This window comes from Terriglobus sp. RCC_193 (genome assembly GCF_041355105.1).
In the GTDB taxonomy this organism is placed as follows: domain Bacteria; phylum Acidobacteriota; class Terriglobia; order Terriglobales; family Acidobacteriaceae; genus Terriglobus.
On record NZ_JBFUPK010000001.1, the window covers coordinates 656757 to 682233 of the forward strand.

At 58.5% G+C, this 25477-nt stretch carries 22 protein-coding genes; 5 read left to right on the forward strand and 17 right to left on the reverse strand.

All coding sequences use genetic code 11. The annotated features are described in order from the left end of the window. Positions 1-72 precede the first annotated feature (72 nt). Positions 73-1125 carry a hypothetical protein gene (locus AB6729_RS02705; protein WP_371080013.1) on the forward strand — a complete coding sequence of 351 codons (1053 nt, stop codon included), beginning with the start codon at positions 73-75 and terminating at the stop codon, positions 1123-1125. Between the two features lie 4 nt (positions 1126-1129). Here the strand turns inward: AB6729_RS02705 and AB6729_RS02710 are convergent, their stop codons facing one another. From AB6729_RS02710 to AB6729_RS02755, 10 genes are all read right to left on the reverse strand, one after another. Next, complete coding sequence (locus AB6729_RS02710) at positions 1130-1714, reverse strand: YkgJ family cysteine cluster protein (RefSeq protein ID WP_371080014.1); 585 nt, start codon at positions 1712-1714, stop codon at positions 1130-1132. 379 nt (positions 1715-2093) lie between these two features. Next, on the reverse strand, positions 2094-3413 hold the full coding sequence (gene purB / locus AB6729_RS02715) for an adenylosuccinate lyase (protein ID WP_371080015.1): 1320 nt from the start codon (positions 3411-3413) through the stop codon (positions 2094-2096). Positions 3414-3581: 168 nt separating this feature from the next. Further along, a complete protein-coding gene (locus AB6729_RS02720) occupies positions 3582-3842 on the reverse strand; it encodes a glutaredoxin family protein (protein WP_371080016.1) in 261 nt (86 codons plus the stop codon). 23 nt (positions 3843-3865) lie between these two features. Then, the gene (locus tag AB6729_RS02725; RefSeq protein ID WP_371080017.1) at positions 3866-4642 is read right to left on the reverse strand and encodes an SDR family NAD(P)-dependent oxidoreductase; all 777 of its coding nucleotides are present in this window, start codon (positions 4640-4642) and stop codon (positions 3866-3868) included. 22 nt (positions 4643-4664) lie between these two features. Further along, entirely contained in the window at positions 4665-5111 is a 447-nt protein-coding gene (gene tadA, locus AB6729_RS02730; protein ID WP_371080018.1) for a tRNA adenosine(34) deaminase TadA, read from the reverse strand. 10 nt (positions 5112-5121) lie between these two features. Further along, positions 5122-5709, reverse strand: a complete 588-nt coding sequence (locus tag AB6729_RS02735) for a cytochrome P460 family protein (RefSeq protein WP_371080019.1) — start codon at positions 5707-5709, stop codon at positions 5122-5124. A gap of 120 nt (positions 5710-5829) precedes the next feature. Next, positions 5830-6879, reverse strand: a complete 1050-nt coding sequence (locus AB6729_RS02740) for an agmatine/peptidylarginine deiminase (protein ID WP_371080020.1) — start codon at positions 6877-6879, stop codon at positions 5830-5832. Between the two features lie 93 nt (positions 6880-6972). Continuing rightward, positions 6973-7884 (reverse strand): carbon-nitrogen hydrolase, encoded by a 912-nt coding sequence (locus tag AB6729_RS02745; RefSeq protein WP_371080021.1) that lies wholly within the window; start codon positions 7882-7884, stop codon positions 6973-6975. A gap of 494 nt (positions 7885-8378) precedes the next feature. Continuing rightward, a complete protein-coding gene (locus tag AB6729_RS02750; RefSeq protein WP_371080022.1) occupies positions 8379-9425 on the reverse strand; it encodes a low specificity L-threonine aldolase in 1047 nt (348 codons plus the stop codon). Between the two features lie 266 nt (positions 9426-9691). Continuing rightward, entirely contained in the window at positions 9692-10255 is a 564-nt protein-coding gene (locus AB6729_RS02755; RefSeq protein ID WP_232296297.1) for a pyruvoyl-dependent arginine decarboxylase, read from the reverse strand. Positions 10256-10567: 312 nt separating this feature from the next. Here AB6729_RS02755 and AB6729_RS02760 point away from each other — a divergent pair, with 312 nt between their 5' ends. Continuing rightward, positions 10568-11998 carry a glutamine synthetase family protein gene (locus AB6729_RS02760; protein ID WP_371080023.1) on the forward strand — a complete coding sequence of 477 codons (1431 nt, stop codon included), beginning with the start codon at positions 10568-10570 and terminating at the stop codon, positions 11996-11998. Between the two features lie 114 nt (positions 11999-12112). Here AB6729_RS02760 and AB6729_RS02765 read toward each other — a convergent pair whose 3' ends face one another. Both AB6729_RS02765 and AB6729_RS02770 read right to left on the reverse strand, forming a co-directional pair. Further along, entirely contained in the window at positions 12113-12691 is a 579-nt protein-coding gene (locus AB6729_RS02765; protein WP_371080024.1) for a hypothetical protein, read from the reverse strand. Further along, positions 12688-14859 (reverse strand): Ig-like domain repeat protein, encoded by a 2172-nt coding sequence (locus AB6729_RS02770; protein WP_371080025.1) that lies wholly within the window; start codon positions 14857-14859, stop codon positions 12688-12690. Before AB6729_RS02770 ends, AB6729_RS02765 begins: the two co-directional genes overlap by 4 nt. A 243-nt stretch (positions 14860-15102) precedes the next feature. On the opposite strand from AB6729_RS02770, the gene AB6729_RS02775 reads away from it, so the two are divergent. Then, positions 15103-15891: an EAL domain-containing protein gene (locus AB6729_RS02775; RefSeq protein WP_371080026.1), complete on the forward strand. Its 789-nt coding sequence runs from the start codon at positions 15103-15105 to the stop codon at positions 15889-15891. 18 nt (positions 15892-15909) lie between these two features. On the opposite strand, the gene uvrB is transcribed toward AB6729_RS02775, so the two are convergent. From uvrB to AB6729_RS02790, 3 genes are all read right to left on the reverse strand, one after another. After that, positions 15910-17895: an excinuclease ABC subunit UvrB gene (gene uvrB / locus AB6729_RS02780; RefSeq protein WP_371080027.1), complete on the reverse strand. Its 1986-nt coding sequence runs from the start codon at positions 17893-17895 to the stop codon at positions 15910-15912. Positions 17896-17978: 83 nt separating this feature from the next. After that, complete coding sequence (locus tag AB6729_RS02785; RefSeq protein WP_371080028.1) at positions 17979-20636, reverse strand: ADOP family duplicated permease; 2658 nt, start codon at positions 20634-20636, stop codon at positions 17979-17981. After that, the gene (locus tag AB6729_RS02790; protein ID WP_371080029.1) at positions 20633-20974 is read right to left on the reverse strand and encodes a PadR family transcriptional regulator; all 342 of its coding nucleotides are present in this window, start codon (positions 20972-20974) and stop codon (positions 20633-20635) included. The genes AB6729_RS02785 and AB6729_RS02790 overlap by 4 nt, the downstream gene beginning before the upstream one ends. Positions 20975-21192: 218 nt before the next feature. Between AB6729_RS02790 and AB6729_RS02795 the strand changes: the two genes are divergently transcribed. Both AB6729_RS02795 and AB6729_RS02800 read left to right on the forward strand, forming a co-directional pair. Beyond that, positions 21193-22605 carry a DUF418 domain-containing protein gene (locus tag AB6729_RS02795; RefSeq protein ID WP_371080030.1) on the forward strand — a complete coding sequence of 471 codons (1413 nt, stop codon included), beginning with the start codon at positions 21193-21195 and terminating at the stop codon, positions 22603-22605. A 13-nt stretch (positions 22606-22618) separates the two neighbouring features. Continuing rightward, positions 22619-24073 carry a DHA2 family efflux MFS transporter permease subunit gene (locus AB6729_RS02800; protein WP_371080031.1) on the forward strand — a complete coding sequence of 485 codons (1455 nt, stop codon included), beginning with the start codon at positions 22619-22621 and terminating at the stop codon, positions 24071-24073. On the opposite strand, the gene AB6729_RS02805 is transcribed toward AB6729_RS02800, so the two are convergent. Continuing rightward, entirely contained in the window at positions 24070-24783 is a 714-nt protein-coding gene (locus AB6729_RS02805) for an HAD family hydrolase (RefSeq protein ID WP_371080032.1), read from the reverse strand. The two genes, AB6729_RS02800 and AB6729_RS02805, sit on opposite strands and share 4 nt — an antisense overlap. Continuing rightward, complete coding sequence (gene lexA / locus AB6729_RS02810) at positions 24776-25381, reverse strand: transcriptional repressor LexA (RefSeq protein ID WP_371080033.1); 606 nt, start codon at positions 25379-25381, stop codon at positions 24776-24778. Before lexA ends, AB6729_RS02805 begins: the two co-directional genes overlap by 8 nt. Between the last annotated feature and the right edge of the window lie 96 nt (positions 25382-25477).

The following is a 25477-nucleotide window of genomic DNA, read 5'->3' on the forward strand; positions in this document are numbered from 1 at the left end:
GTTATTAAGAATGGGCCACACCCCCAGGGTGGCCGCCAGACCCCATAGCTCGACGCCTTGAAGGAGATGCCCATGCCGCGTATGCGACAGGCCGCAAACTTTCTCGCCGCCGCACTGTGCATTGCACTTCTTGCTCCACTGCGCGCGCACGCCAGCATCAGCCTGCTGGTGGAAGAACCATTTGGAGCGTTTGGCGCGTTTAATCCGACCGGACATGCTGCTGTTTATCTGGATAACATCTGCGCCGATTCGCCGACACGGCTGAGGCTGTGCCACGCAGGAGAGATGGGTGTGGTGATCAGTCGTTATCACCGGATGGACGGCTATGACTGGGTTGCGATACCGCTGATTCCATACCTGTATGCCGTCGAAGACACTGCAGACGTGCCGCAGACGGCTACGCCCTCGCTGGAGAAGGAGTTGCGCGATCGCTATCGGCGGGCCCATCTGTTAAGCCTGGCGCCGAGCAGGGAAGATGGCAGCGCGCCCGGCGGCGAGTGGATTCAGTTGATCGGATCGTCTTACGATCGGCGCATCTATGGCTTTCAACTGCTGACCACGCGGGAACAGGATGAGAGCATTATTGCCCGGTTGAATGACAGCCACAATCGAGGCCGGTTCAACCTGTTCTATCGGAACTGTGCGGACTTTGCGCGGTCGATCCTGCGCAGCACATTCCCGGGATCGATCCCACGGAATTCCATGTCGGACTTCTGGCTGACTACTCCGAAACACCTGGCGCGGCTGGTGACGAAGTTCGGCAAGAAGAATGCAGAGTTGCAGTTTCAGACCTTCCAGATACCGCAAGTGCCGGGAACTATTCCGCGCAGTCGCAGGGTGGATGGCATTGGCGAGTCGCTGGTGCGGTCGAAGAAATACATTGTTCCGCTGGCGTTCTTCTCGCCCACTACGGCGCTGAGCCTGGTGGCTGCGTATGTTGGTACCGGGCGCTTCAAGATGCCGAAGGGGGCACCTTTGATGACGCAGTTGCAAACGCCAGCGGAGCCGATGGGCATTGTGATTGCCGATGACCGGCTTCAATTGCCGGTGACTCCGTCGCCGTTTGTGGAAGCGAAGATGTGCTCTGTCCTGGTTCCATTGCCTGAGGCAGAGGGCGGCAACTGACGGCCTAACCATCCTGCAGGGCGAAGGCGACGATGGTGGTGCCGGTGATGCCGGTTTGTTCGTCGAGTGTGGCTTCGAGTGCCGGATCGGGAAGATGCAACTCGGCTGCGGCGATGGCTTCCGCTGGAGCGTCGATAAAACACAACTCGCAGACACCGAATCCGTCTTCTTCTGTGCGGACGGGCGGCCCAAAGGTACGGCAGGTCATGGGCCGGTGCGCATAGAGATCGCAGGTGCCGGTGGCCGGATCAAGGACGGGGCAGACTGCTTCATTGGCGAAGTCTTCGAACTGTTCGAGGGAGGCTTCGTCCTCGTAAAGGATGCCGGTGGCGGTGTCGCCGGGAAAGTCTGCGCTTAGGTCCGCGATGGATTGCTGGACGCGGGTGCGGATGTGTTGCTGCGTTTCGGGAGTCGCCAGCCGGAAGCCTTCGCGGATGCGTTCTGTGTCGAGAGGACTGATGCGGAAGACGCCTGTGCAACATTGGCTACAGCCCGGACGACAGGCCAGCCAGGGGCCGCTGCGACGCGTGGCGTCTGCAAGTGCGGCGTCCATGAGCTGGATGAGTTGACTGTCGTCGGGTGGGTGCATTCGTAGTGTCCTCAGGCTGCTTCTATGGCAGGAAAGGGGAGAGCGTATTCCAGCTATAGAACTCGTCGGGATTCTTCGCTTCACTCAGAATGACGGCTGGTATACGGAATTTGATTTTCCTGATGCAGTGTAGTGGCAGGAGAAGAATGCAGGTCCTTCGACTTCGCTGCGCTTCGCTCAGGATGACGGCTCTAAAACAGCTCGCTCAGGAGGACGACTCTAAAACAGCTCGCTCGGGATGACGGTTTGTCTACGGAATTTGATTTTCCTGATGCAGTGTAGTAGTGCGAGAAGAATGCAGATCCTTCGACTTCACTGCGCTTCGCTCAGGATGACGACTTTCAACGTACAGGCCTCTCGATTTTTACGGATGTCCGGGCTACTGTGCCTGTAGCTCCGATAGTGGCTTGCCGAAGACGCGCTCGAAGATGGCCGGGACGTTGTTGAGGCGGCGGTTCACGTCGAAGGCTCGGGCGATGCGTTCGGGCGGGAGCAGGCTGGTGATCTGCGGATCGGCTGCTACGAGTTCCTTGAAGACGAGGTCTTCTTTCCATGCCTTCATGGCGAGGGTCTGGACTGTTTTGTAGGCGTCTTCGCGGAGCATCCCGGCTTCGGCGAGGTCGAGCAGGAGTTGGCCGGAGAAGACGAGTCCGCCGGTGAGATTCAGGTTTTTCAACATGCGCTCGGGGTAGACCATGAGCTTGTCGATGAGGTTGGTTGCCTTGCTGAGCATGTAGTCGGCGAGCGTGGTGGTGTCCGGCAGGATGACGCGCTCGGCGGAGGAGTGCGAGATGTCGCGCTCGTGCCAGAGGGCAACATCTTCAAGTGCTACTTGAGAGTTTGCGCGCATCACACGGGCAAGGCCGCAGATGTTCTCGCAGGTGATGGGGTTGCGCTTGTGCGGCATGGCGCTGGAGCCCTTCTGCTTTTCGCTGAAGAACTCTTCGGCTTCGCGGACTTCGGTGCGCTGAAGATGGCGGATTTCGGTGCCGATCTTGTCGAGCGACGAGGCGATGATGGAGAGGGCGCCGATGTAGGCGGCGTGGCGGTCGCGCTGGAGTACCTGCGTGCTGACTTCAGCGGCTTTGAGACCGAGGCGCTTGCAGATTTCCTCTTCCAACTGTGGCGTGACGGTGCCGTAGCTGCCGACTGCGCCCGAGAGCTTGCCCACGCGCATGTCTTCGGCGGCTGCGGAGAAGCGGGCGATGTTGCGCTGGGATTCGGTGTACCAGAGGAGCAGCTTCAGGCCGAAGGTGGTGGGTTCTGCGTGGACGCCGTGCGTGCGGCCGATGCAGGGTGTGAGTGCAAACTCGATGGCGCGGCGCTTGAGGACAGCGGACAGCGCGTGCAGGCCTTCGAGGATGATTGCGGATGCCTGCTTGAGCAGAAGCGCCTGCGCCGTGTCGACAACGTCGGTGGAGGTGAGGCCGAAGTGCAGCCAGCGTGATTCGGGGCCGACCTTTTCCGCGACCGCGGTGGTGAAGGCGATGACGTCGTGGCGCGTCTGGAGTTCGATTTCCTGAATGCGGGCGATGTCGAAGTCGCCTTTGGAGCGGATGGCTTTGGCTGCTTCCTGTGGGACGATGCCTGCGTCGGCGAGGACTTCGCTTGCGGTCGCTTCAACTTCAAGCCATGCACGGAACTTCGATTCGTCGGACCAGAGCTGGCGCATGGCGGGGCGTGTATAGCGATCGATCAAGGGAACGTACCTCTTTGGCGTGGTGGCCGGGATAAGCGCAGGCTGCGTGCACTCTATTCAGTTTAATGGACGCAGGATTCGCGATTCTTTTGTGCGATGCCTGATGTTGCCCGCAATGAGAAACGCCCTGCCGATGCAGGGCGCGCTCTTATGACTTTTAAGTGGACGTTATCCCGGTTGCTGCACGCCGAGCAGGGTCGACATCTCATCGAAGAGAAAGCCCTGGCCGGGGCGATACGGCTGCACCCACTTGCCGTTGAGAACGAACTGAGGGATCGCTTTTTTGCCCACGTTCTGCAGGAGTTCATCGACAGCGCCGGGAGTCGTTTCAATGTTGACTTCGGTGTAGGGGATGTTGTGCTGCGCGAGGAAGCGCTTGGCGACAAAGCAGTCGCGGCACCAGTCAGCGGTGTAAACCTTCAGATCCATGCTTCCAGTTTACTCCTTCGGCACTATTGCTCGTGATAATTGCGGATGAGGCCGCCGTCGACGAAGTAGGTGGAGCCGGTGACGTATGCCGCTTCGTCGCTGGCGAGAAAGGCTGCGAGAGCGGAGACGTCGTCCACTGTGCCCATGCGGCCCAATGGAATGTTCTGCAACAGCGCGTTGAGTTTTGGCTTGTCGTTAAGCAGAGATTGATTGATGGGGGTGATGATGGCGCCGGGCGCTATGTTGTTCACCGTGATGTTCTTTGGGCCGAGTTCCACGGCGAGGTCGCGCATGAGCATACGCACGCCGCCCTTGGCTGCGCAGTAGCTGGCGAAGTGAGGGAAGACCATGTCTTCATGTACGGACGAGATGTTGATGATGCGGCCGGGCGTGTTGTTGGCGAGTGCATGTTTTACGAAGGCCTGCGTGGTGAAGAAGACGCCTTTGAGATTGACGTTGAGGACGAAGTCGTAGTCGGCTTCGGTGACTTCGGTGAAGTCGGAACCTTTCTCAACGCCTGCGTTGTTGATGAGGATGTCGAGCTTGCCGAAGGTATCGATGCCTGCCTGCACGAGCGACTGGCAGTCAGCGACTTTGGACAGGTCGGCCTTCACGCTGATGGCTTTGCGACCGAGTGCTTCGATCTGCTGTTTGGTGGCGTCTGCGCCTGCGGGATTGCCGGAATAGTTGACGACGATGTTGGCACCGTCTTTTGCGAGACGGATCGCGATGCCCTGACCAATGCCGGATGACGAGCCGGTGACGAGTGCGACTTTACCTGCGAGTTTGCCTTCGCTCATGCGGAGTTGGATGCAGGGAAGGCTATCGGCGGGCGCGAAAAAAGTTGGTGAGCATGGTGCTGCACTCTTCGGCGAGGACGCCAGAGATGACTTCCACGCGGTGGTTCAGGCGCGGGTGGTTCATTACTTCAAGCACTGATCCGCATGCCCCTGCCTTGGGATCAGGCGCGGCATAGATGAGGCGGCCGATCCGTGCGTGGAGGATGGCTCCGGCGCACATGGCGCAGGGCTCCAGCGTGACGACGAGTGTGCAGCCGGTGAGGCGGTAGTTGTGCAGGTGTTTCGCCGCGTTGCGCATGGCGATGATTTCGGCGTGGGCTGTGGGATCGTTGTCGCGGATGACACGGTTGTTGCCGCGGCCGATGACCTGGCCGTCAAGAAGCACGATGGCGCCAACGGGGACTTCGCCTTCTGCCTCGGCGGCGTGCGCTTCGGCGATGGCTTCGTGCATGGCTTCCTGATCGGTCATCTACCTGAGTTTACTTTGCAGCAGCGGGGTTTAATTCGGTACGGTAGGCGTCGCTGAGAGTGTTCTTTTCTTTCGCGATGGGGAGCGCGGTTGGATAGAACTGCGCGAAGGTGGTGTCGACTGCTCCGTGCGCTTCATGGCAGGTGTAGCAGCTTGCGGGCTTTGGAATGAGGTGTTCTGTGCCGTCTTTGCCGCGGACGTAGAAGGCCCATTCGGTGCCGCGCTTCTGATGGATTTCCAGGCCGCTTACTTCGCCGCCCTGGGTGTGTCCGCCCTTGTTGATGGAGACGTTTTCTTCTGCGGTGCGGTTCTCAAGAACGAAGGTGGTGCCGTCGGGCCAGTGGCCGGTCTGCTTGTAGCTCTGCCATGCTTCGGGATTGACGAAGACGTTGTCGAAGACCGAGTGGTGTTCCTGCGTGAGTCCGACTGCGCCGGGTGTGGCGTACGTCATGTCGATGCCGCTGGTCATGTAAATCCATTCGCGATAGTTAGCGGGGATGGAAATGGATTTTTCTGGTTGCAGCGCGGTGTCAATGGCATGGGCTGCAACGATGAAGATACAGAGAAGCGATGCTGCGGCCAGAGAAGCCTTGTGCATGATGATCTCCGAAACGGCTGGATGGCGAGGACATTTCCAGCTTACATGCACTGTGTTGGAAAAGTATGAACGCAGCGACCGCGATGATTTTCTGCGAGCGCTGCGTTCATTTTTTTAGTGCTATGCGGGTTCCTGCTGCGTCATGCAGTGCAGTGCGCCGAGTCCCCAGATGAAGTCGCCGCAGTGGATGCCGACGATCTTGCGGGTGGGGAACTGGTCCGCGAGGATGTTCAGAGCGATGCGGTCGTTCGCGTCGTTGAATGTTGGAACGAGTACGAGGCCGTTCGCGATGTAGAAGTTGGCATAGCTTGCCGGAAGACGTTCGCCGTCGAAGATGACCGGTGTGGGCATGGGCAGTTCGATGACGTTGTAGGGCTTGCCGTTGGGTTGACGGAAGCTGTGCAGGCGGTCGAGATTCTCCGCGAGCGGTAGATGGTTTTCGTCGGCGGTGTTGTGCTCGGTGGCGGCGACGATGGTGTCGACGGCGGTGAAGCGCGCGATGTCGTCGACGTGGCCGTGGGTGTCGTCGCCTGCGCAGCCGCGGTTGAGCCAGAGGACCTGGTCGATGCCGAGGTAGTTGTGGAAGCAGGTTTCAAGCTGCTGCTTGCTGATGCCGGGGTTGCGCTGCTGGACTTCGCTAAGCAGGCACTCTTCCGTGGTCAGCAACGCGCCTGCGCCATTGACGTCGATGGAGCCGCCTTCGAGGACGACGCGGTGGTCGCCGATCATGGGCTCGAAGCTCGGCATGTTGTAAAGCTTCGCTACGTGCGAGGGGATGAGGTCGTCGTTGTGCCAGTTGGGATACTTGGCCCAGGCGTTGAACTTCCAGTTGGTGATGGCTACTTCGTTCGCTTTCTTAACGAAGATGGGGCCGCTGTCGCGGAGCCAGATGCGGTCGGTCTTCCAGAGGTGGAAGTGGATGCGGGCGAGGTTGGCACCGGCGCGGGTGAGGATGCGTGTGGCGACTTTTTGCGCACGCTCGTCGTTGACGAGGATGTTCACGTCTTCCACCTGCGAGAGGTTGCGGACGATCTCTGAGTAGACCCAGGGGATGGGCTGGAACTTGCCGGGCCAGTCTTCGGCGTTGTGCGGCCATGCGATCCAGGTGGAGGTGTGTGCGTCCCACTCTGCGGGCATGCGATAGCCGAGGCTGTTTGGTGTTTCGGGCATTTTCAAAATCCTTAAGAGCGAACGCAATGTTCGCAACGTTTTCGCAATGTTCGCAACGGATTCTGTGAACTCCGTGAGGATGCGTTTCGTGTCCTACAGCAGGAAGCGTTTGGTGATGCCTTCGTAGGCGTCGATACGACGGTCGCGTAGGAAGGGCCAGTGTTGGCGCGTGACTTCGACGAGTGCGGGGTCGAGGGTGGCGTAGAGGATCTCTTCCTTGTCGTGCGATGCCCTGGCGATGATGCGGCCGAAGGGATCGGCGATGAAGCTGCCGCCCCAGAACTCAAGGCCTGCACCTTCCGGGCCGGGCATGTTCACGTCGTTGTGGATGACGTCGCCCTGTTCGTGGCCTACGCGGTTTACGGCACATACCCATACGCCGTTGCTGATGGCGTGTGCGCGCTGCGTGGTCTGCCATGCGTCGTACTGGGCTTCGCCGAACTCTTCCTTCTCGCTGGGGTGCCAGCCGATGGCGGTGGGGAAGAAGAGGATCTCTGCGCCCTTCAGTGCCGTGATGCGTGCGCCTTCGGGATACCACTGGTCCCAGCAGACGAGTGTGCCGATGTTGCCCGCGGTGGATTCGAGCGCGCGGAAGCCGAGGTCGCCTGGTGTGAAGTAAAACTTCTCGTAGTAGAGCGGGTCGTCGGGGATGTGCATCTTGCGGTAGACGTCCGCGATGTGGCCGTCGCGTTCGAGCGTGACGGCGGTGTTGTGATACAGGCCCGGCGCTCGGCGCTCAAACAACGAGGCGATGACGACGACCTTGTTGTCCTTTGCGATTTGGCCGATGCGTTCGGTCGATGGGCCGGGAATGGATTCGGCGGTGGCGAAGAGTGCGTGGTCTTCGCGCTGGCAGAAGTATTGCGCGCGGAAGAGTTCGGGCAGGCAGATAAGTTCGGCGCCGTTCTTTGCAGCTTCTTCAATGCGCGCGGCGGCCTTGTCGAGGTTTTTCTGCGTGTCCGGCTCGCAGCTCATTTGAATGAGGGCTACGCTGGTCTTCTTCATGTCGTCGTGCTCCCTTCGTATAGGGCGGGCCTTTGGCCCTTGAATCTTCGTTGCTGCGTGTACCTAGGCCTTCGGCCTAGGCTAATATCTGGTCGCGCCTTTGGCGCTTGTTGCATCGGTTTGTTTTGTTTTTATAACCATGCCGGTAAATCATGTAGCTGTTTTGAATGCCGGGTTCAGTGCTGTTGTCACATAAATGTCCGGCTTGGTGCTGTCACACAGATTTGCCCGATATGGTGCTGTTGTTACATGTTTGAAGACTCGGCAGTAATGACTGTTGGTCAAATGGTTCGCGCTTTGCGCGAATGCCCAGGTGAGCTTCGCGCACCTGGGGCACCCGGTTTTGTGCCGGTCTGTTGAATCCCACATCTCAGAATCGAGATGTGGGGCACCCCATTCCATTTTGTCGCACCCGGTTTGGTGGGGGCTAGATGAAATCCCACATCTCAAAATCGAGATGTGGGGCACCCCATACTATTTTTGTCGCACCCGGTTTAGCTCATGATGGTGCGGATGTCTGCTGCTAGTTGGTCAACGCGGGCGGGATCAGTGTCCCAGGCGAACATGAAGCGTGCGCCGCCGCCGATGAAGGTGTAGAAGCGCCAGCCGCGTTCGCGAAGCTGTTGCAGATGCGCTTCACTGCCCATCAGGAAGACGGCGTTGGCTTCCACATCAAACATGATGCTGGCGTTGGCTACGTCTTTGATGGCGGTTTTCAGACGCCTGGCCATCGCGTTGGCGTGTTCGCCATTGCGCTTCCATGCGCCGCTTTCCAACATGCCGACCCAGGGCGATGAGAGGAAACGCATTTTGGAGGCGAGCTGGCCTGCCTGTTTGCAGCGATAGTCGAAGTCTTCCGCGAGTGCACGATTGAAGAAGAGGATAGCTTCGCCGACGGCCATGCCGTTCTTGGTGCCACCGAAGCAGAGAACTTCCACGCCGGACTTCCAGGTCATCTCAGCGGGCGTGCAGCCGATGTGGGCTATTGCGTTGGCGAAGCGTGCGCCGTCCATATGCAGGTGCATCTTCAGCTCGCGCGTGGTTTCGCTGATGGCTTTGAGCTGATCGAGCGAGTAGACGCGGCCTGTTTCGGTGGACTGCGTGATGGTGACGGCCTTGGGGCGCGGGAAGTGGATGTCCTGGCGCGAGGTGGCAAGTGTGCGGATGGCTTCCGGCGTCATCTTGCCGTCGATGGTCTGCGCGGTGAGGAGCTTGCTGCCGTTGGAAAAGAATTCGGGTGCGCCGCACTCGTCGGTTTCCACGTGCGCTGTTTGCGCGCAGATGACGGAGTGGTAGCTCTGGCAGAGTGACGCCAGCGACATGGAGTTGGCCGCAGTGCCGTTGAAGGCGAAGAAGACTTCGCAGTCTGTTTCGAAGAGATCGCGGAAGAGATCAGAGGCTCGTGCCGTCCATGGGTCGTCACCGTAGGCGGTGGCGTGGCCGTGGTTGGCTTCCTGCATGGCGGCCCATGCTTCAGGGCAGATGCCGGAGTAGTTGTCGCTGGCGAACTGTTGCGAATTGTCAGTGCTGATATGGCTCATGTGTGCTTCTCTTTGGATTCTTTCTGCAGGGAAGTGATTCGGCCTTCCCTGAAGCATTCCAGTTGCGCGAGAAGAAAGCAGGTCCTTCGGCTTCACTTCGTTTCGCTCAGGATGACGAACTACGTTCGTATGAGCTTCGCTGGTTTTCTTTGAGCGATGCTGATTCGTTACTCCGCTCAGATGACGACACTTCATTTATGCGTTACATGCAAAGAGCGCTGGCGAATTTGCCAGCGCTCTTTGCAGATTCCAATTGCTGCGGAGCGCTACTTCTCCTCGTCATCCATGATGAGGATGGCGGCGGCGATGGTGGTGGTCCACAGGCCTTTTTTGTCGCCCACGGCGGACTGCGTTACGTTTGCCGTGCGCACGATCTTGTTGGAGATGCGGTAGATTTCCTTCTTCTCATCCCAGCTCTTGTCCGGATCGAAGTCCACGTCGAGCGTGGTGGCGAGCATCTCCGCGGCCAGTTCTTCTGCGTAGTCACCAGCCTGATCTTCGGTCTCACCGAAGCTGTGGTGCTCCGAGAGATAGCCGTAGGTGTTGCGATCGGTGGGGATAGCCACGCCGATGGACGACACGCAAAGGCGGTGTGCTTCACGCGTGCTGTTTTCCGCGACCACTGCAAAGACGACCTCGCCGGGGTTCAGGTACTTCAAACCTTCCTTGCGGGTGATCAGTTTGCACTTGGGCGGGAAGATGGACGACACGCGTACCAGATTCTGAGCCGCGATACCGGCGTCGCGCAGCGCCATCTCGAACGATGTCAGTCGTTCCTTGTGCTTTCCTACGCCCTTCGTGAAGAAGATGCGCTTCGGAACCATGTTCATGCCCAATGTAGTCGTAGCCTCCAGACTGATTCGAGAACTGCTGCCTATAAGCAGAAGCCCAAATGAAATTATCACATGTTGGAGGCTTTGCCGGGGCGTGTGAGCCGTGAGAATTGCACGAATCGCAAATATTTACATTCACGAAAGCCCGGCTCTTTTTTCGTACCTCAGAACGTCAATCTTCAGTAGAGGTTTTCGGCGGATTTCTGCTAACTTAAGAATCGGTGATTCACCGCCTTTTCACACCACATCTGTAGCGAAAACCCACCGGGGTACTGGCAAAGCCAGCCTGGGGGAAAACCAAGGAGTCGTATGTCCGGCAATTACCGCGATTTTCTCGAACTGTCGTATGCAGAGCTCGAAGACCTTAACCTGGCAGCTAAGGACCAGCGCAAACAGCGCGTGGCAATCGACAAGATTCAGGAAGAGCGGCTGAAGTACCTGACGGACACGAAGGGCATCAAGGCCGTGACCGTTTGCTTCAGCGACCTGGAAGGCCGTTTGCACATGCTGGACTATGACAAGAAGTTCCTGGTCAACAGCTATGACAACCTGACCTTTGACGGCTCGTCCATCCGTGGCTTTACGGCGCAGAAGGAATCGGATCTGCGCCTGGGCCTGGACTGGAATGCGTTTTACTGGACACCTTCCGACGTGTTCGGTAGCGGCAAGGTGCTGGTGTTCGGTGAAGTGATCGACAAGAACGGTCAGCCCTATGCAGCCGATCTGCGTGGCATTCTGAAGCAGTATGCCAACCATCAGTTTGCTGAGAAGGGCTACACGCTGAACGCTGCGAACGAAGTGGAAGGTTTCCTCTTCGAAGGCGTGGATGCGGAGCGCAGCTATCACAAGACCGGTTCGTTCGAGTATGTGAACGCAGGTGGCTACTACCACTCGCTGCCGGGTGATCCTCTGCGTGAGTTCATTGACACCACCGCAGAAGTGCAGCGCGCGATGGGCTTTGAAAACGAGAAGGACCATCCGGAAGTTGCGCCTTCGCAGTTTGAGATCAACTACACCTACGGTGATGTGGTTTCCGCTGCGGATCAGATCCAGCTCTACAAGCTGATCTGTCGCCAAGTGGCCACGCAGATGGGTATGACGGCATCGTTCCTGCCCAAGCCGGTGACCGGCGTGAATGGCAGCGGCATGCACACCAACGTTTCCATCACCAAGGACAAGAAGAACCTCTTCTTCGACAAGGCTGGCGAAGAGAACATGTCGGAACTGGCGTGGAGCTTCATCGACAAGGTTCTGACGCACGGCAACGACCTCTGCCTGCTGCTGAACTCGTCTGTGAATGCGTACCGCCGCCTGGATCCGCACTTCGAAGCTCCGAACCAGATCAAGGCTTCGGCGACCGATCGTGGATCGATGGTTCGTATTCCCATCGGCAACGAGAAGTCGGCGCGCGTTGAGGTCCGTTCGGTGGGCCCGGATGCGAATCCGTATGGCGTGCTGTACTCCATCTTCAAGACGGGTCTTGATGGACAGGTGAGCAACATCGAAAACCTGCGTCAGGCTTCACGTTATCTGCCGGACAACATCTACACGGCGATCGAAAACTTCCGCGGCGCCGATTGGACCACAACGCTGCTGGGCGCCGATGTGAAGGATCGTTTTGCAGACCTGAAGCAGGCCGCCGCAGATCGCAGCCCGCGTCTGCTGGGCAGCATTGTGAAGGGCAGCGAAGTGCAGTTCCACCACGAAGTCTACAACCAGCTTCTCTGGGGCCAGTTCTAGGCACTTCGTGCCGTTCTCGACGCACTTTGTGCGTGATTCGTACTACTACCTGCAGTGTTGGAAGCCCGGCCTCGCGCCGGGCTTTCTGCTTTTGAGGTTGGTAGGGAAGTAACTTTAGCGGTTGGAGGGGAGATGGATGCGGAAGATGATGCCTGCGCCGAAGCGGATGTTGCGCTGGCGATTGTCGACGCCGTTGGGCAGATTGGTTTGCAGATAGTCGACCTGTACCGGACGCAAAAGGATTGCGTGACTCATGGGGAGATCGATGCTGCCGCCGAACGCCATAGCGAGATTTGTTGATGTGTCCGTGTGCGTGTTGGTGGTGAGAATGAAGTCGCTATCGAAGCCACGGACTGCACCGACGAGTGCCTGCGCGTTGAGACGGATGCGGTGGATGGGCATGGTGTAGCGCGGGCCGGCGAGGAGTGTGATTTCGCTGAGCCCGCGGGTGCTTGCGGGAACGCGATTCACCGTGCCGCCGCCTACCTCCACAACTGCGCGGAGATGCGGCAGGACGGGGATGGAGGCTTCGATGGCGCCTCCCTGCAGGATGAAACAGCCGCAGCTTCCCGGAGGGGCATTGGCGGCTGTGGCAGAGTAGCGCAGGCCTACCTGCAGCGTGTTGTCCTGCATCTGGGTGTGTGCTGCCGTGCATGACCATGCGACAGCAAGCAGTGAGACGACGAGCTTCATTGAGTGAGATCCAGTTCTACGGGGACGGAGTGTGTGAGCGTGTCGCCCACTACGCCTGTTGTGGTGGCGGTGATCGTGCAGTTGTAGCGGTGCGTATTGTCTGAGGGGCCGGTGCTGGTTCTAAAACCTCCGCATCCCTGCAAGGTGAGCGTGCCGAAGATTAGAAGGAAGACGGGGAGACGTTTTAGTTTCAGCGGGAAGATTCCACAGAGAAGCAACGCCGTGAACAGAACGCCAGGATCTGATTGCCACGCCAGCGTTGCGGGGATTTTGATCAGAAGGGATACCGCGACCGGATCGCCGCCAAGTGTGAATGTGGATGGCGTGAAGGTGGCCGTGGCTCCGCTGGGCAGGTTGCTTATGGTGAGCGTTGTCGCGTGATTCAAGGTGCCATTCAGCGGAAGAAGCGTGATGGGAACGGTGACTGAGCCGTTGGCATTGCCGCTGTAACCGGTGGCGGATGTGGTGAGAGAAAAATCGGGTGCTGCAACGACCGTCTGCGTGATGGATGCGGAGGTGCTGGTGGCGTATGTGCTGTCGCCGCTATAGATGGCTCGAAGTGTGTGTGGGCCTGCGGTGAGTGCTGCCGTGGAGAGCACGGCTGTGCCCGAGGTGAGCGGCACTGTGGCGATGTTATTCGCGCCATCCTGGAAGACGACATTGCCGGTGGGCGGTGTCAGCAAAGAGCCCGCTACGGTGGTGGTGAGCCGGATGGGCGCTCCGGAATAACTGATGGAACCGTCGCTGACCAGCGCGATGCGTGATGTGGCGAGATTGGTGCCGGGTATTCCGATGCCTGTGAGCCGCAGCATCGAGGGCGGCGCTGCGGCTGATTGGATTAGACCGATTGCCTGGGCGGCTCCGTTGGTTTGTGGTGTAAAGGCTAACTGGAGCGAACACTGTGCGTGTGCGGCGAGTGTGAAGGGGAGCGTGCCGCAGGTGCCGTTTGAAGTGATGGAAAATGCGGGCGAAAAAGCGATGGAGGTGATCGGGAGTGGGGTGTTCCCGGCATTTTGCAGTTGCAGAGTTTGTGCTGAGGAGGTCAACCCGATGGGGATGCTGCCGAAGTCCAGTGTTGGCAATGCGAGATGTTGCACCTGATGATTGCCGCGGTCGCTGATGGCGATGCCGCCGCTGGCGTCGGTTGCGACAGAGGAGGGGGAGTTGAGTGCACCGGTGGCCAACGTACCCTGTTTGCCGCTCCCGGTCAGAACACTGTTGCCTGTGGCTGCGGTTTGCACCACTTGCTGGAGTTGTGCATCGGCGACGACGATGTTGCCGGAGGCGTCGAGGGTCATGCCTTCGGGGCTGCGAAAGCTTGTGTTGCCGTAAGGGGCGATGTTGCCGTTGGGCGACAGGATGCGGATGCGTCGGGCGTCGGTATCGGCGATGAGGACGCGGCCATCGTTCAAGACGAGCAGAGCTGCCGGCCTGCGGAATGTGGCATTTGTGGCTGGCCCTCCGTCACCGGAGTCTCCTTCTTTTCCAGTGCCAGCAATCGCGACGATGGTTCCATCCGTGGTGAGTCGGCGGATGCGGTGATTGCCGGTATCGGCAATGAGGAGCGTGCCGTCTGCACCCATAGCCAGGCCTGCGGGATTGCGCAGTTTGGCGGCTTGGGCGGAGCTTCCGTCTCCAGAGTCTCCGGGTTTACCGATGCCCGCTACGGTGGTGATCGTCCCGTTGGGCATTACGCTGCGAATGCAGTGATTGCCTGTATCTGCAATGAAGAGCGTTCCATCGCTGCGGAGGGCAATGGCCACGGGGCGGTTGAGAAGAGCTTTTGTGGCCTGGCCACCATCGCCGTCGTAGCCCTCGCGTCCAGTTCCGGCGATGACGGTCAGTTGGCCATTGGGGGTAATGCGGGTGACCTGGTTGTTCCGGCTGTCGACGACGAAGAGGTTGCCTGCGACATCATATTGCACCGTGCGCGGGGTCCCGAATCGCGCTGTAAGGGCGTCTCCAGTTGCGGTGGCGCCATCCTTGCCGCTGCCGCCAAGCGTGGCCACGGTATTGCCAGAGTTCAGGATCAGGCGGGTTTGAGAAGGTGCGAAGGCCGCCATGAAGAGCAGGACAGGCGTCAATCCGTGTCGGGAAAATCGAGGGACACGGGACACTGTGCTGCGGATGTGACCACGGACTGTGGCCACGAGGGAACGGAGCTTCATGGATTCAGGAGATTATCGCAGTTTTTCAGATGTCACGAACGAGGTACTAACACCTTTGGTACATAGTGAAGACCCACCTTTGGGGGTAGCCTTACTATCAGCTTTGTAGTTCACCTCAAAATTTTCCCAGAACGGGAATGGATGTTTGAATCATTCAGGATGTGAGCTGGTCTAAGGGATTGCCGAGAGTCAGTTTGAGAGAGGCCAGTCAGGAGTATGCAGGATTTGGAGTACCAATGCTGGGTGCGTGAACAGGAACGCAAATTGCGGTCTGCACCCCACTCCGGTCGTGTACTCGGAGGCATACCAAAGTTTTCCATGGCGTTTCAGCCGATTGTGAATGTGGCCAGCGGTAGCGTTTACGGTTACGAGTCGCTCGTGCGGTCTGAGAGCGGCGACTCTGCGCACAGTGTTCTTTCGCGTGTACCTACCGAACATTTTCATACGTTTGATCGTGCGTGCCGCTCCAAAGCAATGTCTGAGGCGATCCGCTGCGGATTTCTCACGACGGGTTCCACGCGTCTTTGCGTGAATGTGAACCCGAATGCGGCCGTGAATGAAGCCAGCGATCTTCGGCGGACATGCGATGAAGCTGCTGAAATGGGATTTCCGCTGGAACGGCTGGTACTGGAACTGGTGGAAGATGAAGAGATCTGGGACCTGGCGAAGCTGAAGCCGATTATCGATGAGTATCGCGAGTATGGCGTGAAGGTGGCGATGGACGACTTTGGCGCGGGCTATTCCGGGCTGAAGCTGCTTTCGCGACTGAAGCCTGACCTGATCAAACTGGATATGGCGCTGGTACATGCGATGGATGAGGACCGCACGTCGCAGGTGATTGTGAAGGCGATTGTGCAGGCTTGTTTTGAACTTGGTATCGTTACCATTGCAGAGGGCGTGGAGCGGTATGACCAGGCGATGCGCCTACGCGATATGGGCGTGGTCTACCAGCAGGGCTATTACTTTGCCCGCCCCGCCTTTGAATCGCTTCCTGCCATTCAGTTCGAGTTGCCGGAGCTGCAGATCGGTTAGACGATCTGCAGGCCCCTCCTAAGCGAAGAAGAATTCCTTTGTGCGCAGTTCCTTAATGGTGTCGCGCAGCTTCGCGGCTTTCTCAAATTCAAAGTTCTTTGCCGCTTCGCGCATCTCGGTTTCCAGACCGGCAATGTGCTTGTCCAGCTCCTGCTGCGATGCGAAGTCCTGAATGCTGCTGTCCATGCTGACATCGACGTAATCGGCTTCGGCAATGCCGACGAGCGCTTCGCCGATGGGACGCACGACGGACTGCGGAATGATGCCGTGCTCTTCGTTGTAGGCGAGCTGCTTTTCACGGCGGCGGTTGGTCTCGTCGAGTGCGCGACGCATACTGTCCGTCATGTTGTCGGCGTACAGGATGGCGCGGCCGTTGAGGTGGCGTGCGGCGCGGCCGATGGTCTGAATGAGCGATCCCTGCGAACGAAGGAAGCCTTCCTTGTCCGCGTCGAGGATGGCGACGAGCGAGACTTCTGGCAGGTCGAGGCCTTCGCGGAGAAGGTTGATGCCGACGAGGACATCGTATTCGCCTTTGCGCAGGTCGCGCAGGAGTTTCACCCGTTCCAGCGTCTCGATCTCCGAGTGCATGTAACGGCACTTCACACCGACTTCGGTGTAGTAGCCGCTGAGGTCTTCGGCCATGCGTTTGGTGAGTGTTGTTACCAAAACACGTTCGTTCTTGCTGACGCGGTCGCGGATTTCGGCGAGCAGGTCATCAATCTGGCCCTTGATGGGCCGGATTTCTACGGGCGGATCGACAAGACCGGTGGGGCGGATGATCTGTTCGGTGATCACGCCCGCGGCCTTGGTGAGTTCGTATGGGCCGGGCGTGGCAGAGACGTAGATGATCTGGCCGGTGCGGGTCTCAAATTCATCGAACTTGAGTGGACGGTTGTCCATTGCGGAAGGCAGGCGGAAGCCGTAGTCGACGAGGTTGCCCTTGCGTGAGCGGTCGCCGTGCCACATGCCATGAAGCTGCGGGACGGTGACGTGCGACTCGTCGATGAAGATCATGAAGTCGCGTGGGAAGTAATCGAACAGTGTTGGTGGCGGTTCGCCGGGGAGTCGTCCGCTGAAGTGGCGCGAGTAATTTTCGATGCCGTGGCAGTAGCCTACGGACTTGATCATCTCAAGATCGAAACGCGTGCGCTGATGGATGCGCTGCGCTTCGACCATGCGGCCCTCTTTTTCAAGCTGTGCTTCCCAATCGGTGAGTTCGCTCACGATGGAGTCGATGGCCGCGGATTTGCGTTCGGGCTGTACGACATAGTGCGATTTGGGATAGATGGGCAGGCGCGCGTACTTCTGCTTGACGGTGCCGAAGAGTGGATCGATCTGCGAGAGAGAGTCGATCTCGTCGCCGAAGAGTTCAATGCGGTAAGCGAGTTCGTCGTAGGTGGGGTAGACCTCGATGATGTCGCCGCGGACGCGGAAGGTGCCGCGGCGGAAGTCGCCTTCGTTGCGCTCGTAAAGGATTTCGACGAGACGGCGGGTGATGTCTTCGCGGCGGATCTTCTGGCCTTTTTCGAGCAGCATCAACATGCCGTAATACGCTTCCGGCGAACCGAGGCCGTAGATGCAGGAGACGGACGAGACGATGATGCAGTCGCGACGTTCGAAGAGAGAACGCGTTGCGCTGAGGCGCAGCTTGTCCAACTCGTCGTTGATGGTGGCTTCTTTCTCGATGTAGAGATCGCCGGAAGGGATGTAGGCTTCGGGCTGGTAGTAGTCGTAATAGCTGACGAAGTATTCGACTGCGTTGTTGGGGAAGAACTGTTTGAACTCGTGATACAGCTGTGCGGCGAGTGTCTTGTTGTGCGCCAGGATGAGGGCGGGCCGGTTGGAGGCTTCAATGACCTTTGCCATGGTGAAGGTCTTACCGCTGCCGGTGACGCCGAGGAGCACCTGATGCTTCTCGCCGTCGCGCAATCCCTGCGTCAGATCGGCGATGGCGGTGGGTTGATCGCCCTGTGGTTTGTAGTCCGTCGCGAGCTGGAAGTCCATCCATTTAGTTTACCGTTTCTTCGCCTTTTTGCGGTGAAGAGATGGCTCAAGACAGATGGACTTTCTGTTGGCACATGCGGTGTTTATTCCGTGCGGAGCGCCTCCATGGGGTTGGCGGTTGCCGCGCGGCGGGCAGGTAGAGCGCTTGCCAGGAATGTGGAAACTCCAAGTACGACGCAGGAGATGCCGAGTGTGAGAGGATCCCATCCGGAGACACCGAAGAGGACCGACTTCAGAAGCGAAGCGGCGAGTACGGAAAGAAGCAGACCGCTTAAGATGCCAGCCAGGCTAAGCCGTCCAGCTTCGCGCAGCACCATGCCGTAAATGGATTCGCGTCGCGCACCGAGCGCCATGCGGACGCCGATTTCGCGGGTTCGCAGGGAGATGGAGTAGCTGATGACGCCATAGAGACCGACGGCGCAGAGCAGCAGCGCGGTTATGGCGAATGCACCCGCCAGCCATGCGGCACCGCGATGTAGCGTAGCGCTTTGCGAACTGTTGATGCGGTCGTTCATGGTCATGACGTCGCTCATACCAAGATCGGGATCGACAGAACGAATCACGCCGGGCAGAGACGCGATGATGGAGCTTTCTCCGGAAGCTACGCGGAGAACGATGGCCGCCTGATCCACCGACTGATATGCGGAGTAATACGCTGCAGGCCAGATGGGATCGTCGAGCGAACCTTCATGCAGATCGTCGATGACACCGACGATGGTTTTCATGGATTTGGGAGTGAGTGAGGTATCTCCGAAGGTCTTGCCGATGGGGTTCTGACCGGGGAAATAACTCTCCGCGAAATGACGATTCACGACGGCTACCAAAGGTTTGTCGGCGGTGTCCTGCTCGGAGATGAAGCGTCCTTTGAGCAGAGGCACGCCGAGCGCCTGAAGATAGGTAGAGGAAGCGCTGCGCCCATTGATCTCGATGTGCTTGCCGTCGTAGGGGCGATCGGGGAAGCGAATCCAATCGGTATTGCCGTTGAAGGTGACCGGCAACAGGCTTCCAAATCCTGCTGCGGTGACACCTGGAAGAGTGGAGAGGCGTTCTACGACCCGACGCTCCATCGCAATTTGCGCCGCGTCTGTGGGGAACTTCTTTCCTGGCGGAACGACGTTCACAGTAACCAGATGATCGGGATTGAAGTTGAGGTCAGTGCGCAGAAGATTGGCAAGGCTACGCGAGAGAAGTCCAGCCCCGGCCAGGAGCACGACCGCAACCGCGACTTCTGCGATGACCAGCAACGATCCCACACGGTTCCAACTGAGACTGCCGGAGCCTGCACCAGCACTGCCTTCGGCAATGGCGCGCTGTAACGCGTTCCATGAAATGCGCAGGCCGGGGATGAGTGTGAACAGGATGATGGCGCCGATGGCGATGGAAGCCGCAAAGAACAGAGTGTCGCGGTTGATGGATACGGAATCGAAGAACGGCATCTGGTCACGCATACTCTGCGGTACCAGAAGCATGATGGAACGCACGCTCAATAAAGCGAGTGCGATGCCTGTAATGGTGCCGGTGAGTACGAGCGTGATGCTTTCTGTTGCGAATTGCCGGAACATTCTGCGGCGTGTTGCTCCGAGTGCGGTGCGCAGCGCAAACTCTCGGCGGCGGCCTTCAGAGCGTGCCAGCAAGAGGCTGGCGACGTTGATGCAGGCGATGAAGCACAGCAACAGAGCCGCAGACAACAGGACGTAGAACACAGGACGGATTTTTCGAACGATCTGTTCTGTGAGCGGCATGGCGATGCCGCCCTGGCCGCGGTTGGAGTCAGGGTATTGCGACTCCAGGTTATGCGCGATTGCTTTCACATCGGCATCTGCCTGCTGGAAGGTGACGCCAGATTTCAGACGTGCGACTCCATTCAGTGAATGGCAGCTTCTGCGTCCTTCACAGTAACCCTGCTCTGGCGTGATGGCTGTAAGAGCCTGAAGGCGACCGCGTGGGGCGAACTGGAATTTTTCCGGTAGGACGCCGATGACGGTGTATTTGTCACCGCTGAAATCCAGCGTGCGATTCACTACGTCGGGATCCATGTGGAAAATGTCTCGCCACAGCTCGTAGCTGATCATGACAACCTTTGCGGCTCCGACGAGATTGTCTGTCGCGGCGAAATCGCGGCCCGCCACTGGATGAACGCCGAGCGTGGAAAGGAAGTTTGCACTGACACGCATTGCCGGCGTGAAGACAAGGCCTTCACCGATGCGCATCTGGAAGCCACCGTAACGCCATACGGCGAGCGATTCAAAGCTTCTGTTCTGCCGTTGCCAGTCCTGATAATCCTGCCAGGAGAGGTTGGCGGGGCCCATGATTTCGACGGTCTCGGTAACCCACGCGAGACGCTGCGGTTCGCGGTAGGGCAGCGGCTTGATCATGGCTGCGTCGACAAAAGCGAAGATGGCGATGCTGGCACCGAAACCCAGTGCCAGGGTGAAGATGGCGGTCAGGGTAAATGCGGGGCGATGGCGAAGCTGGCGGAAGGCAAAGCGGAGGTCCTGAAGGAGCTCCTCCACAGAAGGGAGTGTGCGACGATCACGAACGGATTGCATGGTTTGTTCCAGTCCTCCTAATTGCAGCAGTGCCTGACGGCGCGCTTCTTCATGGGAAAGACCGCGGAGTTCGCCATCTTCCGTCATCAGGGCAAGATCGTGTGCGAGTTCTTCACGCATGCCGGGTTCGCTGGACGGAGCTATCCAGAGACCTCGCAGCCGGATGAAGAAGGCGCGTAGAGCGGCGATCATTTTGCAGCCTCCAGCGCCAGGAAGCGAGCCATGATTTCACTGGTTTGCTGCCAACTTTTTGCTTCGGCGGCAAGACGACGATGACCGGCGCGGGTGAGGGAATAAAATTTGGCGCGGCGATTGTTGTCCGAGTTTCCCCACTCCGATGCGACGTAGCCCTCCTGTTCCAGCTTCACGAGTGCGGGATAGAGCGTGCCGTAGTTGAGTGCGAGGATGTCGCCGCTGGTCTGCTCGATGCGACGCGCGATGCCATAGCCGTGCTGTGCGCCCATGCTTTGCAGGGTTTTCAGCACCATCAGGCTCAGGGTTCCCTGCCACACATCCGCGCGTTCGCTCATACGATAGCTCCTATAGGGAACCCATAGGGACTCCTATGGTTATCCAATAGAACACTGTGACGAGGATTTGGCAAGGAGATTCTTGCCCGTGCGTTGTTCCTCGGGGCTGTATACGCAGCAGGCATCGAGAAGGTTCGGGGAAAGTTTGATGTTATGCAGGGTAATTCCAGTGTTAGTCTGCCTGCACGATCCACTGCCGTTCCGTAATGGAGTTGAGTATGGCAACTTCGTCGTTTGCGTTTGATGAATCGGCTTTGCCTGTTGGCGCGCCGGAAGAGCTTGCGGGACCGCCCGAGCCGTCGCTTGGGCCAGTGGCTCGGCAGGAGCGCATCGGATCGCTGGATGTGCTGCGCGGCTTTTCGCTGATGGGCATCCTGATTATGAACATCACGGATTTTGCCTTTGGCTTTACCAACTATGCATTGCCGTTGAGCATGCTTTCGCCGGTATTTAATGGGCCGCATGCAAAGGCCAATACGATTGCGTGGATGTTGCGCTGGGTCCTGGCCGAAGGCAAGATGCGCGCCATGTTCAGCATGTTGTTCGGTGCAGGCGCGGTATTGCTGACGGAGCGTGCGGAGCGGCGTGGCGGCGGTGATCGCGTGGCGGATATCTTTCTTCGCCGCAATATGTGGCTGGTGGTGATTGGGATGCTGCACGCCTTCCTGATCTGGAATGGCGACATTCTTTTCTGGTACGGCATTACGGGATTGCTGTTTCTGTATCCGATGCGTCATCTGAAGTCGAAGATGCTGCGGAGGACAGCGGGATGGCTGCTGCTGGTATGGGTGTTGGCTGCCGGTGTTGGGCGTAGTGTGGGCGTGTACTTCACGAACAAGGGCGGCAATGACGCGATTGCCAAGTTGCATGCGGGCAAAACGCTGACGGAGAAGGAACGCAAAGACATCGTGGACAAGGTGTCCCAGGACAAGCAGTGGAGCCGCCTGCGTGTGGATACCGAAAAAGAGATTGCCGACCATAAGAATTACGCCAAAGCGCTGGGGGCAGATGCGAAGGATGCGTTGCAGTCAGAGCAGGCGATTCAGTTCGCGTTTCCGGATGTGCTGATCTTTATGTTGCTGGGTATGGCCCTGTACAAAAACGGATTTCTTACCGGCGAGCAGCCGACAAAGGTGTATGTGTGGACTGCTGTGATTGGCTATGCGATTTCGCTGCCGTTGGGTGCGGCTGGTGCGATCATTGCGTGGAAGAGCGGCTTTGAGATTGTGAAGTCCACCATCTGGCTCTTTGCGCCTTACGACATTTGTCGCGTGAGTGGAGCGCTGGCGAATGCCGCGGTGATCCTGTTAATTGTGCGTGCCGGTGCGTTGCGTTGGGCGACGAAGGCCGTGGCGAATGTGGGACAGATGGCGCTATCAAACTACCTGGCGACGAGTGTGATCTGCCGCTTCCTGTTTGTGTGGGGGCCAACCCACTGGTATGGCTACATGACGTATTACAAGGTGTATTACGTGATGGCGGGAGTGTGGGCGTTTAACCTGATCTTCAGCGCGATCTGGCTGCGGTATTTCCAGTTCGGGCCGGTGGAGTGGGCATGGCGTTCGCTTACGTATTGGCATCGCCAGCCGATGAAGCTGCGGGTGTCCGCAGCGGAGCCAGCGGTGGCTTAGTTAAACTAGGGACTTGGCTAACACCTCAAAGAAAACCGAAGACCCGTCTACGCTGCGCGGACATGCGCTGGCTATCGCTTTACTGGCGGCGGGCGCACTGTTCATGGAGAACCTGGATGCGACGATTATCGCGACCGGGTTGCCGACGATGGCGCGCGATTTTGGCACGTCAGCCATTGCGGTGAATGTTGGTATTACGGCTTACCTGCTGACGCTGGCGATCTTCATTCCGGTGAGCGGATGGGTGGCAACACGGTTTGGCGAGCGGCGTGTTTTCACATCGGCCATTCTGATCTTTACCTGTGCCTCTGCTTTGTGTGGACTTAGCCATACGCTGCCGTTGTTTACGGCTTCACGTGTGTTGCAGGGCATTGGCGGGTCGATGATGGTGCCGGTGGGGCGGTTGATGGTGCTGCGGGCTTCGACCAAGGCGCAGTTGATGAAGGCGATTGCTTACACGATCTGGCCTGCGCTGGTGGCGCCTATCCTAGGGCCGCCGCTGGGTGGATGGATTCTCTCGTTTACAACGTGGCCGTGGATGTTCCTGCTGAACGTTCCGATTGGTATTGTGTTGTTTGCGCTGGCGCTGAAACTGGTACCGAAAGACCGTGAGACGGTTCGCGAGAGTTTTGACCTTCCGGGGTTTCTGCTGGCCGGATCGGCTTCGTTCTGCCTGATGTATCTGCTGGAATCGCTGGAAGTGCAGCACGCCCCGGGGATGAAAGCTGCGGTGCTTCTGGTGGCAACTGTTGCACTGTCATTCGCGATGGTGTGGTGGCTGCGGCGTGCGGAAGAACCTCTGTTTTCGCTGGAAGTATTTCGTATTGAGACGTTCCGCGTGTCGAATGGACCCGGAGCAATGTTCCGGATGGCGGTGTATTCCGTGCCGTTCCTGTTGCCGCTGCTGTTTCAGGAGGCTTTCGGGCTGAATCCGCTGGAATCGGGTTCGTTGACGATGGCAGTGTTTGCGGGGAACCTTGCGATGAAGCCGCTGACCGGGCCGTTGCTTCGTCGGTATGGTTTTCGTACGGTCCTGCTATGGAATGGGGCGTTGACCGCGATGGCGCTTGTAGCGTGTGGATGGCTCCACGCAAACACGCCGAAGGTGATCACTCTGCTGGTTCTGTTTGCAGGCGGGCTGGGACGCTCCATGGAGCTGACGGCGCTTACGACCATGGGATTCGCGGACCTGCCAGAGAAGCTGAAGAACAGCGGCACGACACTGGCCACAACGATTAATCAGATGACGACGAGTCTTGGTGTGGCTGTTTCTGCGCTCGCTCTGCATGGGAGCGCACTGATGCGGGGTGGCGCGAGTGCATTTGATTTTCGCGTGGCGTTCTGTGTGATGGCAGGGCTGGCTGCGCTGAGTTTGCCGTCGTACTGGACAATGCATCCTGCGGCGGGTGCGGCGGTGAGCGGAAACCTGATCCGGCAGGAGCGGGAAGCGACACCTGCAGAAGGCTAGCGCAGCAGTTTTTGCAGGGCGGTGAGCCACTCCGTCGGACTGTCGACGACGGCATCCGGGCCAGCTTCATGCAGCTTTGCCGGCGCTAATCCATAGCTGCATCCCAGGCAGAGGACACCGGCGCTGCGTGCCGTGGCTACGTCGACGTGCGAGTCGCCGACGAGAACTGTTCGCTGCGGGGACACCTGCCTGCCCAACAGGCGTGATGCTTCTTCCATCAGTGCCTGCATACCTTCGGGGTCGGGCTTCTTGGTGGGGAAGCTGTCGCCGCCGTAATTAGCAAAGAAGAATTCAGACAGCCCCAGACCGGAACAGATGACGTGTGATGGGCGATAAGGTTTGTTGGTTAGGATTGCCATCGGCAAGGCGGGTGCGGCCTGACGGATCTTGCGGAGTTCGCTGATTACGCCGGGATAGGCGTAGGTGAAGTCGAGATTGTGTGCGCGGTAATAGTCCAGGAAGAAGGGAATCGCCTGTGCGAGTGCTACTTCGTCCATGCTGCCTGTGGCTTCCAGGGAACGGCGAACGAGCATGGCGGCACCGTCGCCAATGAACTCCGCAATGCGATGGGGTGGGAGTTTTTCTCGCCCCAGGAAGGCGAGTGTGGCATTGACGGATGCAGCCAGGTCCTGTTCCGAGTCGATCAAGGTGCCATCCAGATCGAAGACGAGAAGATCGCAGCGTAATACGCTGCTGGCTTCCTCAGGCATACTTGCGCAACATACCAAGGACCTTGCCCTGAATGGCGACGCGGTCCGCAGGGGCAAAGATGGGAGCCATCTCATTATTGGAAGGCTGCAGGCGGATCAGATTGCCTTCCTTGTAATAGCGCTTCAGCGTGGCATCGGAACCGTCGACCAGGGCAACGATGATTTCACCTTCGCGGGCAGTGCTGGTGCGTTCCACCAGAACATAGTCGCCGTTGACGATGTGTTCGTCGCGCATACTGTCGCCGCGGACCTCCAGGGCGAAGACCTCGCGGTTGCCGATGATCTCGGAAAGCGAGATAGATTCCGCGGTTTCAATGGCTTCCACAGGCTGACCGGCCGCGATGCGTCCCAGGAGAGGTAGGCGTTCGCCACCCTTGCGAGAATTTCTTGGTGAGAGGACGTCGATGGAGCGGCTGCGGTTATGGGCGCGCTGCAGCAGGCCTTTGTTGTGCAGATTTGTGATGTGTTTGTGGACCGTGGCCAGCGAATTCAGACCGAGTCCAGCCGCAATTTCTTCATAGGAAGGGGAGTATCCCTTGCGCTGGGTAAAGCCTGAGAGGAAGTCCAGAACCTCTTTTTGTCGCCGCGTAATCGCCATGGCTGAAATTGTAGCGAATAAAAGGCGAACTGCAAGGTAAAAGTTTTTTGCACCAAGATAGGCAATGGGGTGGCGTAGCTGTTCCCGATGTGGTAC